The following is a 12,926-nucleotide window of genomic DNA, read 5'->3' on the forward strand; positions in this document are numbered from 1 at the left end:
CTCAGCCGGCCGTCCGTTCTGGGGTGTGCACGTCGATCTGCCCTGTCACCGCCGCAGTGATCAGTGCCGAGCGCCGCTCCTTCGCGAGGGCGATGTGCTCCTCGGCGATGGAAATAAGCGCGTCGATCTTTGTCGTCTGCTCTCTGAAGTGCTTGACGATGGCCCGCTGCTCGTCGATCGACGGGATCGGGATGGGCAGGTTGTCGAGATCGTTCTGCTTGATCCTGCGGTCGAATGTGGTGTTGGACCGGGTGTACAACTTGTACTGGTCGAAGTACGGCGCGGAGCGGAGCACCGCATGCAGGTACCAGGGATCCAGGACATCCGCGACCTCGAAGACGCGATAGTCCGGGCTGACAGCTCCGCGCTTGTCAGAGACACCAATCGCTCCACCTATGAGCCACATCGGGTTGATAACGAGATCTCCCGGACGGGCCACGAAGTACCGAGGGATGGACGCGTCCGACGGGTTCTGCTGTATCGCCATCGTTGACCGATCGATCAGGTGCCCCTTGACGGTCAGTGAAAGCATCACCTCTGTCCCCGAGACATTGCGCTCTTCCCGAGACAGGCAAACAGTCTTGAACCGTTCCATACCCCAGGAGGCAGGGGCCCTCGATAGCCATGGCTCGACCGCAAGTGATTTTCCCCACCGGCCGATGTCTCGCCAGCCGCCTTCGTGACCCTGTAGACCAGTGAGCGCAGCGGTCGTTACAACCGTGATTCGACGCTCTTCCAAGAGGCGAATTAACTCCTCCTGCTTGGCCACGAGCGCATCAATCTGGCCCGTCTCGTGGTCCAGGAAGTCGGCGATGGCGCGCTGCTCCTCAAGAGGCGGGACAGGAGCAATGATCGCGCCAAGGACGTCCCGTGAAAGCGACGGAAGAGTGGCAGTCCGGTTGTTCGCCTCGATGTATCCACTCGCCAGGCACGCTTTGAGGCAATACACCAGGAATCTCGGCAGGATTGAACCGCTTCTTTGCCGGACGCGTGCCACATGGTTCTGGAATCCCCATCCGACGAGATCGTTCACGAGCAGATGGCTTCTGCCGTACCCCGCACCACCTTCGACAACAACGATGTCGTCACGCTTCAACGCGTACTTCCGCAACTCGGCCTTCGAGAAGTCCATGCGTTTCGACTCGTCGAGCACGAGATGCTCGGGCTGGATCGAACCAGCCGCTAGGTACGGCGCTGAGATTCCCCCACTCACCTCGTTCCTAGCATTGATCATCTTCCCCAGCAGGATCTCGAAGTGATAGCCGATCGGTGCATCCGACCATCGTGCGGGAAGATCTCCAAACCACCTGCGTCCGTCATCACTCATGCTTCAACCTCGCGCAGGATGTCCATGATCTCGCCCACGACCCGGTTGAGGTCGGAGTCGATGTCCTCAAGCGGCCGGGGCGGTTTGTAGGTGTAGAAGTGCCGGGTGAACGGGATCTCATAGCCGGTCTTAGTCTTGGTCCAGTCGATCCAGGCATTGTCGACATGGCGCTTTACCTCGGCGTCGAAGTAGGCCTGTACCGTCACCTCAAGGGCCTCGTGGGTCTTGGGGTGCCCGCCCCAGCCGAACGGGACGTTCTCGGTGTCGCGCAGCGCAGGGTCGGGCTCGGGCTCACCCTTGTGGATGCCTGAGATGTGCCGGCAGATATCGGCGGTCTGGTCGTGGACGCCGATTGTCTGCCACAGGGTCTTGCGTTGGGCGGCGGTCAGACTGAGCCCATGCTCACGCAGGTGAACGGTGAGCTCCCGGTTGAACTTCTCGCGGTTCAGGTATGGCTCGTCACCGAACGCCTTGAGTGCCTCAACCAGCCCAGCGATCTTGCCCAGCGTCTTGTGATCAGCCACCTCACCGATCGTCTCGGCCGTGCACTCGAAGCGGAGCTGGAGGGGGCGCTCGACGGCGACGGTCCAGCAGGCGAAATCCCGGTTGGCGAACTCCTTCACCGGCACCCTGGTTTCGTCGTCCTCGTTCGCGATCCCGGCGAAGGCTCGCACGATCGCATCGCGATGCTTCTTGGAGATCTCGACGCGTTTGGAGCCGATCGACTTGCGCAACTTCGAGCCGAGACCGGTGGCGTTGATCAGCCGCACCCTGCCCTTGCGATCGTTGGGCTTCGCGTTGGAGAGGATCCATAGATAAGTGGCGATGCCGGTGTTGTAGAACATGTCGTTCGGCAGGGCAACGATGGCCTCGACTATGTCGTTCTCAAGCATATGCCCCCGGATGTCAGAAGGCCCTGAACCGGCGCCTCCATTGAAGAGCGGGGAACCGTTGAGGACGATGCCGGCCTTTCCTCCGCGGCCAGCGTCGTCGACGTCGCGCAACTTGGAGGTGACGTGCAGCAAGAACAGCATGGCGGCGTCACCGACACCGGGCAGTCCCGGCGCGAACCGACCATGCCCGCCGCGGGCGTGCTCGTTCTTGACTTGGCTCTCGACAGCCTTCCAGTCGGTGCCGAAGGGCGGATTGGAAAGCACGTAGTCGAAGCGCCGGTCTTCGAAGCGGTCAACAACGAGCGTGTCACCTTGGCGGACGTTGGACGGGTCTTGCCCTTTGATGAGCAGGTCGGCTTTGCAGATGGCGTAGGTGCGCGGGTTGATCTCCTGCCCGTATAGAGCGGTGGAGGCGTCGCGGTTGATCCCGTGGAGGTGCTCGTCGGCGACGGTCAACATGCCGCCGGTGCCGACAGTGGGGTCATAGATGGAGCGAACCGTGCCGCGCTCGCGCAAGGCTTCGGTGTCCTCCGCGTAGACCAGATCGACGAGCAGCCGTACGACGTCGCGGGGGGTGTAGAACTGGCCGGCCCCATCATTGGCGGACTCCGCGAACCGGTAGATGAGGTTCTCGAACAGGTCGCCCATGTCGGCGTTCGAGACGGCGTCGGGGGACAGGTCGATCCGCTCAAAGTGGCGGGTCACTTGGGCGAGCCGGTCACGCGTGTCGAGGGTGCGGATCACGTTCTCGAAGTCGAAGGACTTGAACACGTCCAGGTTTGTCGAGAATCCGCCGACGTAGTCGATGAGGTTCGCGGCGAGGTTGTCCGGGTCCTGCAGCGCCTTCTCAAGGGTGTAGTCGCTCGTCGTCCAGAACGACAGCCCTGCGCTGTCCTCGGTCCGGGTCTTGATCTTCAGGTGAGTGCGACGCTGCTGCTCACCCTCAAACTGCGAGACGATCTCGGCCATCGCCCCTCGGTGCGGGGCCATGACGCACTCCAAGCGGCGCAGCACCGTGAAGGGAAGGATGACCGAGCCATACTCAGCCTCGGCGTAAGGGCCACGGAGAGTGTCGGCGACGCTCCACACGAAGCTGGACAGAACAGACACGATGGCTGGTTCTCCGGATTCTGGAAGGGACTAGGGACGGTGCCACAGGCTATCGAAGCAGTCCGACAGCTTGAGGGTGAACTCGCGGCAAGCCTGACTTTGGAGGAGAATTAGCGGAAGCTGGCAGCGGAACCGTCGAAGACAAGAGCCAGTCTCGTTGACACAGAAGCACGTTCGTCACCGTCCCCACGGAAACGAGATCGAGACACCTACTGTGGCAAGTGGATCGGGCCGAGTTCGGTCGTGGTCTGCGCCAGCGCCCAGATGGCGCTGTCGGCCGAGGTGAAGCGCCGCGTCGGGACCCACCAATTGCGAGCTGCAGGCGAAACCGAACACCGCATCTCCCCTCAGCCAAAGGCGAAATCCGTTCGACAGTCAGCTGACCAAAGCAGCTTCCAGGTCATCCGCGTTCCCATCTTCGATATGCCCCGCTGGGGGCGCCACCGATCCTGACCATTTCCAAGGTCAGGCCGGGTACCCACATTCATAGCCTAACGGTGGCGACAGGCAAAGATGCCACAACACTTCGCGCGGCATACAGCGCCTTCACCTCTCAGTGGTTCAGCCCGGGGCACTCAGTTGAGATTGGGGAGGATCGGGGGCGATGGTGGTAACGCTGCGATGGCGGCCTGTAGCGAGGTGACGACCGATTCGGCTACCGGATCAGGCGCGATGAAGGTGTTGATGCCGTCGGTGATGGCGTCTCCGAGCTTGGCTGGATCCTCATCCAGCGGTGGCAATTCGGGTACAGGCGCACCGACGTCGACGAGGGGTGGAGGAGTCGCCGGTTCGGGTATGTCCACGCCTGCGCCGAGTGCGCCGAAGGCCGCGCCGCCGGCTATCGCTCCGGTCGTTGCGCCGACTGCGATCCCAGACACTGCCGCGAGCGCGACTCCGGCCAGACATCCGAGCCCGGCTCCGGCTCCGGCTCCGAACGGCAGGCCGACACCGGCCGCTGCGGCACCGAGCATTCCGCCTGCGATCGCACCGACGCCGCAACCGGCGAACGCTGCAGGTACTGAGACGATTTCCGCGCCTGCCACCCCGCCGACGAGGGCGCCGGTCAAGGTCGACGCGGCGCGGCGATCAGATTCGTCGTGGCTGAATCCGATGGTGTCGTATCTGGCAGCGATTTGCCATTCGATGTAGTCGAGGTAGGCCTGGGCTTTATCGTGGGTACTGGCGTCGATCTGGTCCGGTATCGGGACAGTGGTGTTGCCGATGCGCAACATGTGTGGGTCTGCGGGTGGTGATTCCGGTAGCGCGACCGCGGGCTGTTCTTCGTCGGGTTCGGTCGGTTCCGGTTGCGCGGGAACAGTGTTGGCGGGCGGGGTGAGTTGCTGGTGTGGGCGTGGGCGGGCGGGCGGGGCCGGAGGGTCGGGGAGATAGTCGGCCAGACTTGGGGGTGGTGGTGGGGCTGGCACGGTACTTAGTCCCGGTTGCCCGTCCCCCGGTACGGCCAGGCCGGGTTGCCCGGGAGCGCCAGCAGCGATGCTGGGCCCTGCAGCGGTGATGATAGGTAGGACGGCCAGTGTTGCGAGCGTGCGTGTCGTAGTCATGTGCTCGGTGCCTCGATCCGACCGGTGAAGTCTAGGGCCGGTCCCTCGTAGGCGGAACCGACACTTTCGGTGATCACGCTGTTTGGAACCCTACTCGGAACCGGCTGTGCGACAACCGGGCTGGCGAACCTGGCACAGTCGGTCGGATGTCTGGCATCGCGACGGAGAACCGAATGTCTGCCAAGGCGAGGGGTGGGGCGCGTGAAAGAGACGGGCAGGCCCGGCCTGCCCGGCACTCTGCCCGTCGCGGCGTCGCAGAGGCTCCCGGCCGAGGAGGAATTTCCGGCTTCCAGACCGCCACCGTCCCAGCGGACCGCCACGGGAAATTCGTCCTCGGGCGCGGAGGGGCGACGCCGCTAGAATTGCGCGCCCCACCCCTCCCGCACGTGGCAGGCATCCCCGGGCATAACCGATCCGGGAGCTGCCGTGGGCGACCCAATGCCGGAATCAGCCTATTGATCAACAGGATTCGGGCCGTCGAACCCAGGCGGAAGTAGCGAAGAAGACGACACTGCCAGGTACGAAACTCGGGATTTCTTCCCCCGTGTCGCAGACGAAGGCGCGCGAAAAAGGGACGTGTCGATCCCATAGTTTGACGTGTGTTTCGCGCCCCCAACACGCAGGCCGACCTGCGGTGATGTTTGCTCCCCTCGAAAGGATCACCAAGTACCCACATCAATGTGTACTTGGTGATCCTTTCGAGGGGAGCAGGTGAGTGAAGAGAGAAGCGTGTCGGGAGTAATGGTTATGTGAATAAGGGGTTTGGTGGGTAGGTGGTAGTGGTTGCGTTGGGTAGTGAGCGTGGCGGTTGGGTAGGTGGTGGCGTTCGGGGACGGGGTGTGCGTACGTGACGGTGGCGTAGGTGGCGAGGTTCGGAGCGCTGGCGCGGTGGTGAACTCCGGCGCTTGGCGTCGCGTCGAGGTGGCCGTGTCCGGCGGGATCAGTTGCGTTTGCCAGTCCGGTGCTAGGTGCGGCCGGAAGGTCCTGTGCGGCTGGTGGATTCCCCGGGTGCGCGCCGCATGGTAGCCGCGCCGCCCCTCCGCGTCCTAGGACGATTTTCCGCCCGGCGGGCCGGTAGGCCGCCGTCGGTGTGGTGATCGGAAATTCGTCCTAGGTCGGGAGCCTCTGCGGCACGGCGGGCAGGCGGTGGGGGCAGGCCGCGGGGCCTGCCCCGTCGAGGGCGCGGCGTGCGCCCAGGGAATCCACGCCCTCGACGGGTCTCCAATCATGTTGACACGTACGTGTCAAAACCGTTGGGCCGCCGGTTGACACGTACGTGTCAAGCTCTCAGAAGGACCCGCAGATCATGACCGACTCCGACACCATTACCGGCCTGCTCGTCACCGCATTGGAAAATACCTGGGCGGCGATTCGATCCCGTCACCCCGACGTGCCCGAGGTCGTACTGACGGTCGGGTCCGGCTCGACTGGGGGGAGCGAGTTGACGCTTGGTCATTTCGCGCCGAACCGATGGATCCGCGGCGAGTACGAGATCCATGAATTGTTCGTCGGCGGTGAAGGGCTCGCGCGTGGCTCGGTCGATGTCCTGGGCACCCTGCTACACGAGGCTGCTCACGGACTCGCGGTTGTGCGCGGAATCAAGGACACCAGCCGTCAGGGCCGCTGGCACAACGAGCGATACCGCGCTCTGGGCGAAGAACTTGGACTTGTGCTCGCGCAGCATCCGAAGATCGGATGGTCGGTCACCGCCGTGCCGGACCAGACTCGCCACCAGTACCGCAACGTCCTGGACGAGCTCGCATTCGCGTTGGTTGCCTACCGCCGGCGCGAGCCCGAACGCCGCGGTGGCCGCAAGTCCAACAACAACGGCGTGACCGGCGAATGCGACTGCGGCCGGAAGATTCGGGTTTCGCGTGGTGTCTATGACGCCGGACCGATCACGTGTGGGCTTTGCGATGGGATCTTCGGGGCAGCAGGCATGTAGCAGCGGGCGGCTCCGATGTAGCAAAACATGTTGCAGACAGGTGTCCAAACAAGGGTTCGCGAGTCCACGCCTGTCCGATCCCCGAGGCCGTCATATACCCTGATCAGTGCAGAATGGATGCTGAGAACTGTTAGGTCAAAGCCTTGGGCGAGCCAGATTCGTCGCACTGGTTTTACACACCAGCGGTCGGCGGTTCGATCCCGTCTGCGCCCACTTCAACCGGCAGGTACCAACGAGGTATCGGCCGGTTTTTCGTTTGCCACATGGACATTTGCGTGGGGCAGCGGTGACGGCTTCGAACAATGTGGGCTATCGGGCCCCTTCGGCTCCAATGTCGTAGTGGCGCAGGGAGAATCGGATGGTATGGGGCCGATCGCTCAACAACTGCTGACCATTTCCGGGGTTCTGCTGGGCGCTGGAGCCGCGTTCACTGCGACAACGTTGATCGAGAGGTCCAAGTGGCGGAGGACCCTGGACACACGCTGGGACGATAAGCGATTGGCTGCATACAGCGAGTTCGCAGGTTCGCTCAAGTCGCTACATGAGGTGCTGTACCGGCTCGCGGCAACGGCGGGATTGCCGGCGATTGCTCAGCCGCTCGATCGTGAGGTCGGCCTGGCTGCGATGGCGGCCGCCGAGGGCGAGCGGACGGTGCGGTGGGAGGCAGTCCTCTTACTGGGCTCCACGGATGTCATCTCTGCTGGGCGACAATGGCACAAAGAGATCCTGGACCTCAGCCACGTTGTTTTGGCCGCGGATCCGGACCACACCGAGTACCTTCGACTGTTTCAGTCGACGGGCAGGCTCAGAAACAGCTTCTACGACTTCGCGCGGGCAGATCTAGGGGTGAGGGGAGGGGTCCTTCCGCCCGGTGATGTTGTGTGGCTGCCTCCGGGCTACACCCCGGGCCGCGTCGACGCCGGACGGGACGGTGGATCGATGTCCTCCGACCAGGTTAGCCAACCCGCCGATTCCGATTGATCGGCCTTCTCGTTTTCGGCGTGTCCACCAGGGATCTTCGACAGTATGTTCGACTATGGCCAAGGTGCTTCAGGCGTATCGGTTTGCGCTCGACCCTACGGGTGCGCAGGAGCAGGTGCTTCGGTCGCACTGTGGGGCGCAGCGGTATGCGTTCAACTGGGGACTGGCGCTGGTTCGGGCAAACCTTGCGCAGCGAGAAGCGGAGCGGTCCTATGGGATTGCGGATGCGGAGCTGACACCGCTGGTTGGCTGGTCTGCGTTTGCGTTGCGGCGGTCGTGGAATCGGGCCAAGGATGATGTTGCGCCGTGGTGGGGCGAGAACTCGAAGGAGGCGTACTCATCGGGGTTTGGCGAACCTGGCTGCGGCGCTGGTGAACTGGTCGGATTCTCGATCGGGAGTGCGGGCTGGTGCTCAGGTCAGGTTTCCGCGATTCAAGGGTAAGCGAGGCACGATGTCATGCCGGTTCACAACCGGCAGCATCGGGTTGTCGCGGGTTGATTGCCGGCACATCCGATTGCCCAGAATTGGTTTGGTTCGGACTTGCGAATCAACCCGAAAACTCGCGCGCCGCATTGCCTCCGACGTGGCGCGTATCCGTTCCGCGACAGTATCGCTGCGCGCCGGGCGGTGGTTCGTGTCATTCTCCGTTGAGATGGACCGCGCCGAGCGGGGCGCTGCGTGTCCGGGTTCCGTGATCGGCGTTGACCTCGGTGTGAAATCGCTGGCGGTCCTGTCCAACGGAGAGGTGGTCAGCAATCCGAGGAGTCTCGATCGTGCTCAGAAGCGGTTGCGCCGGTTGCAGCGGCAGAGTGCGCGGCGGCGCGGACCCGACCGTCGGCGTGCGAGCGTTCCCTCGAAACGGTGGATGCAGACAAAGGCGCGGATTGCGACTCTGCATGCCCGCGTGGTTGATTCGCGGCGCGACGGTTTGCATAAACTGACCACCCGATTGGTGCGTGAGCACGGCACCGTGGTTGTCGAAGATCTGAATGTGGCAGGGATGTTGGCCAATCGCCGGCTGGCCCGGAGCATCGCCGATGCCGGATTCGGTGAACTGCGTCGCCAGTTGGGCTACAAGACGGAATGGGCGGCCGGAACCCTGCATGTAGCGGATCGTTGGTACCCGAGCTCCAAGAGATGTTCGTCCTGTGGCGTTGTGAAAACCAAACTGCGCCTCGGTGAACGAACGTTCATCTGTGATCACTGCGGATTCGTGGTCGACCGGGATCTCAATGCGGCTCGAAATCTCGCAGGTTTGGTGACGTCCTCGGCGAGTTGCGTCGGGACGAGAAACTTGCCCGCTGGAAACCCATCCAAGTCCTGCGCAACGCAGGCATCGGGTATCGCCACGGGAAGACCCGATCCGACAGGAACGGGCCAACGTAGACGGAGTAATTCGCCTACTCGGGGCAGCTCAAGGGGCATGTCCTGAACGGTTCGAGCCCCTCTGCGCCACGTCATCGGTGAGGTGTGTAACAGCCTGGCTACTGTGGCCGAATTCACCTGCGGCGCCGTCGATGTGGGTGCCGAACATGCCGGGGGTGACGTCTGGATCGGCTGCACCCGGATAGTCGTGATTGAGCGTGTCGATTGTGGAAGGGCGAGGGTTTGACGTCTCCGATCTTGTCCAAGGGACAGAACATACCGCTACCTGACGATGTCGAGCGGATCGATGTCGTGATCGGGTGGACGGAGCCGGAGGTGGAGGTCGATGCGTCCGCCCTGCTACTTGGCGAAGACCGAAAGGTCGCTTCAGACAATGACTTCGTCTTCTACAACCAACCGGAGTCCGCGGACGGATCGGTGAGGTTCCTCGGCACAGGAGTAATCGAGGAAGGGGCTCAGACGCGGATCGCGATCGACCTGTCGGCCGTACCAGAAGCCGTTCATACGGTGGCGTTGGCGGGCAGTGTCGGTTCGGGCACATTCGGGACGGTCGGCAAAATCACATTCTGTGTTGTTGACGGCGCAGGGCAAACGCTGGCCGAATACACGACTGCGGACGCGACTTCGGAGTCGGCGTACTCGTTCGGTGAGGTCTATCGCCGTGGCGGGGTGTGGAAGGTCCGGGCCGTCGGGCAGGGCTGGGATTCCGGATTGGCCGGTCTGGCAACGGACTTCGGGGTCTGTATCGACGATGCGCCGGACGAAGCACCGTCCGGCGAGCAGGTCGAGGTGGCGTCGCCGATCGATGCGGAACAGGCAGTGGCAGCGGACGCGGAGGCTGTCTCACCGGCCGACAAGGACGCCGAGCCCGGCGATGCGCCGAAGACGCGCACCGTGAATCGTGGCCGGGGCGTCCGTACAGCAAAGACGGTAGCGAGGAAGGCCAAGCCCGTCGAATTCAAGCTCGCGGAGGACGAATCCTGGCAACCAGCCCGGCTGTTCTCCGTGGTCGGCGTCGGCGCGGGGGAGGAGCAGGAAGGGCGCGCGACGTCGGCGCTCATCGCGACCATGCAGGCCGTGCGACACTTCGCACGGGCGATATGCGCTCGGATGGGTGCTCCGGCAGGCGCTTTCGAAGGCTACGTCGAGGTTCAGTACGAGCGGGGAGACTCGAAGGTCATCCCCGACGCGGTGCTCAAGGTAGTCCGGGGCAGCCGGGTGTGGACCGCGCTGCTCGAGGTGAAGACCGGCAGCGGCAAGCTCAAGCGGGACCAACTCGAAAGCTATCTCGATATCGCCCGTAAGAAGAAGTACGACGTCGTGGTCAGCCTATCGAACGACATTCCGGCCGGTCCGGGAGAACTGCCCGTCGAGGTCGATCGGCGCAAGCTCGCCAAGGTTGCTCTGCGTCATCTGTCCTGGGCGGAGGTCATCCACGAGGCGCGGATGTTGCTCTCGCACGGCAGTCTCGACGACGAGCTGCAGGTGTGGATCCTGAGCGAACTGCTGCGCTATCTCGTTCACCCGCGGTCCGGTGCAACGGAATTCGTCGATATGGGCAGGCACTGGGTGGCGGTCCGCGATGCGGTTGTCGCCGGCACGTCGCGCGCGAGTGATCAGAAGGCATTACAGGTCGCCGATACCTGGGTCTCCCTGTGCCGTCACCTTGCCTTGCGGCTGACCGCCGAGCTCGGGGTGACGGTCAAACACGTTCTGTCGCGACGTCACCGGACCGATCCGGCCGCGCGCAATACCGCGGTCGCGGAACAGTTGGCGAGTATTGGAACCCTGGAGGCTGTCCTGCACATCCCCGATACCGCCGGGGACCTGGTCGTGGTTGCCGAGCTCCGCGCCAATCGAGTGCGCTGCCGCACCACTCTCGACGCACCGAATGAGGGCACCTCCACGCGACGACTGTCGTGGCTGCTCAAACAACTGCAGGATGCTCCGGGAGACGTGCAGGTCGAGGCGGTCTTCTCCGAGCAGGGCAACGAGGCCTGCGAACATCTCGCCACCGTGCGCGAGAACCCGAAGATTCTGACACAGGGGCGGTCCGGAGAGATCGTCTCCTTCGCTTTGGAACAGATCTTCCCGCTGGGCAACCGACGCTCCGGCACCGCCGCGAGCTTTATCGCAAGCGTTACCTCGGCGACCGATGCCTTCTATGGATCGGTGGTCCAGCCGCTGCGTGGCTGGGTCCCCGCCGCCCCTAAACAACCCGAACTGCCGCAATCCGATACCGCGGTGGACACCGACGTGTAAGTCCAAGCGTCGCAGTCGTGATCTCGAGAGCCCATCCGTTTCGACGGATGGGCAAGATCGCCCGCGCCTTCCAGGTGCCGGAGCGCACGATGGCGCGGCGGCTGGTGCGGGCCAAACGGAAGATCAAAGCGGCCGGGATCCCATTTCGAGTGCCACCGAGTCACCTTCTCCGCGAGCGTCTCGACTCGGCTCTCGCCGTCGTCTACCTGATCTTCAACGAGGGTTACGGCGGCCGTGACGAGCTCGCGGCCGAGGCAATCTGTTTGGGGCGCACGCTTTCTGGGCTGCCTCCTGAGGTGCACGGGCTGCTGGCGATGATGCTCTTGCACGACTCCCGTCGCGAGGCCCGGTTTCGCGACGCCGAACTCGTGCTGCTCGGCGATCAGGACCTGTCACGGTGGAATACCGAGCAGATCGCCGCCGGCCGCGCCGCGCTCGACCAGGCGCTGGCCCGGCGCGGTCGTGGACCCTATGTCCTGCCGGCCGCCATCGCTTCCTTGCATGCCGAATTGCCCCGCGACTGGGCACAGATCGCATCCCTCTACAGCGAACTCGGCCGCCTGACCAGCTCGCCTCTCGTGGAGCTCAACCGCGCGATCGCCATAGCCGAGACAGAAAGGCCCCGAGGCCGGTTCTGCGCATTGTCGAGCAACTCGGTCTCGACGACTTTCGCTACCTGCACTCGACCAAGGCGGAACTTCTGCGACGCCTCGGGCGCATCGATGAGACGCGCAAGGCCTATATACGGGCCAGAAAGCTCACCGACTCCGGCGCTGAACGGCGCTTCCTCGAACGGCGGCTCTCAGAACTCGCAGCCGCCACGGATTCGGGTCCTGAACGGTTCGAGCCCCTCTGCGCCTTCCTTGGAAATGGCAGGTCATGACCAGATTATCCGCAACAAAACTATGATGGTGGCGTGACTGCATTGGCGCCCAGGCGTGATGAGCCTGACCTGTCGTTCCTGCTCGACCGGACGAGTCATGTGCTGCGCACTCGGATGGCGGCGGCGCTGGCCGAGATCGGGCTGACCACTCGTATGCATTGCGTACTGGTGCATGCGCTCGAGGAGGAGCGGACGCAGATTCAGCTGGCGGAAATCGGGGATATGGACAAGACCACCATGGTGGTCACCGTCGACGCGCTGGAGAAGGCCGGGCTGGCGGAGCGGCGGCCCTCCAGTACGGATCGGCGGGCTCGGATCATCGCGGTTACCCCCGAGGGCGCGAAGGTCGCGAAGCGGAGTCAGCGGATTGTCGACGGGGTGCATCGGGACGCCCTGGCGACGCTGCCGACGGGGGATCGCGAGAACCTGTTGCGCGCCTTGACTTCCCTGACCGAAGGGCATCTGGCGGCGCCGGTGGAGACGCCCGCGGCGCGAAGGGCGCGCCAATAGTCCGCTTCTATATTGTCTGCAACGGAACTATCTAGTACGGTCTCTCCTGTTGGTTCCGAACCGGAGATG

Annotated in this window: 10 protein-coding genes and 1 tRNA gene; 8 read left to right on the top strand and 3 right to left on the bottom strand. The window is 63.7% G+C overall.

Features of this window, described 5'->3' with window-relative positions:
- Window position 1: 1 nt before the first annotated feature.
- The 3 genes from ACWELJ_RS07090 to ACWELJ_RS07100 all read right to left on the bottom strand — a co-directional run bounded on the left by ACWELJ_RS07090 (window position 2) and on the right by ACWELJ_RS07100 (window position 4,562).
- A complete protein-coding gene (locus tag ACWELJ_RS07090; protein WP_452365263.1) occupies window positions 2-1,327 on the bottom strand; it encodes a restriction endonuclease subunit S in 1,326 nt (441 codons plus the stop codon).
- Entirely contained in the window at window positions 1,324-3,330 is a 2,007-nt protein-coding gene (locus tag ACWELJ_RS07095) for a type I restriction-modification system subunit M (protein ID WP_452365264.1), read from the bottom strand. The genes ACWELJ_RS07090 and ACWELJ_RS07095 overlap by 4 nt, the downstream gene beginning before the upstream one ends.
- 575 nt (window positions 3,331-3,905) lie before the next feature.
- Window positions 3,906-4,562 (bottom strand): hypothetical protein, encoded by a 657-nt coding sequence (locus ACWELJ_RS07100; RefSeq protein WP_452365265.1) that lies wholly within the window; start codon window positions 4,560-4,562, stop codon window positions 3,906-3,908.
- Window positions 4,563-6,195: 1,633 nt separating this feature from the next.
- On the opposite strand from ACWELJ_RS07100, the gene ACWELJ_RS07105 reads away from it, so the two are divergent.
- The 8 genes from ACWELJ_RS07105 (at window position 6,196) to ACWELJ_RS07140 (ending at window position 12,857) form a co-directional block, all read left to right on the top strand.
- Window positions 6,196-6,834, top strand: a complete 639-nt coding sequence (locus tag ACWELJ_RS07105; RefSeq protein ID WP_452365266.1) for a hypothetical protein — start codon at window positions 6,196-6,198, stop codon at window positions 6,832-6,834.
- A 145-nt stretch (window positions 6,835-6,979) separates the two neighbouring features.
- Window positions 6,980-7,047, top strand: a tRNA-Val gene (locus tag ACWELJ_RS07110).
- A 126-nt stretch (window positions 7,048-7,173) separates the two neighbouring features.
- Window positions 7,174-7,815 carry a hypothetical protein gene (locus ACWELJ_RS07115; protein WP_452365267.1) on the top strand — a complete coding sequence of 214 codons (642 nt, stop codon included), beginning with the start codon at window positions 7,174-7,176 and terminating at the stop codon, window positions 7,813-7,815.
- A 55-nt stretch (window positions 7,816-7,870) separates the two neighbouring features.
- Window positions 7,871-8,257 (top strand): helix-turn-helix domain-containing protein, encoded by a 387-nt coding sequence (locus tag ACWELJ_RS07120; RefSeq protein WP_452365268.1) that lies wholly within the window; start codon window positions 7,871-7,873, stop codon window positions 8,255-8,257.
- Window positions 8,214-9,248 carry an IS607 family element RNA-guided endonuclease TnpB gene (tnpB, locus tag ACWELJ_RS07125; protein ID WP_452365297.1) on the top strand — a complete coding sequence of 345 codons (1,035 nt, stop codon included), beginning with the start codon at window positions 8,214-8,216 and terminating at the stop codon, window positions 9,246-9,248. Before ACWELJ_RS07120 ends, tnpB begins: the two co-directional genes overlap by 44 nt.
- A gap of 176 nt (window positions 9,249-9,424) precedes the next feature.
- The gene (locus ACWELJ_RS07130; protein WP_452365269.1) at window positions 9,425-11,464 is read left to right on the top strand and encodes a TerD family protein; all 2,040 of its coding nucleotides are present in this window, start codon (window positions 9,425-9,427) and stop codon (window positions 11,462-11,464) included.
- Window positions 11,465-11,511: 47 nt separating this feature from the next.
- Window positions 11,512-12,384, top strand: a complete 873-nt coding sequence (locus ACWELJ_RS07135) for an RNA polymerase sigma factor (RefSeq protein WP_452365270.1) — start codon at window positions 11,512-11,514, stop codon at window positions 12,382-12,384.
- Window positions 12,381-12,857, top strand: coding sequence for a MarR family winged helix-turn-helix transcriptional regulator (locus ACWELJ_RS07140; protein WP_452365271.1), 477 nt, complete (start codon window positions 12,381-12,383; stop codon window positions 12,855-12,857). The genes ACWELJ_RS07135 and ACWELJ_RS07140 overlap by 4 nt, the downstream gene beginning before the upstream one ends.
- Window positions 12,858-12,926: the final 69 nt, after the last annotated feature.

It is taken from the genome of Nocardia sp. NPDC004582 (assembly GCF_053602115.1).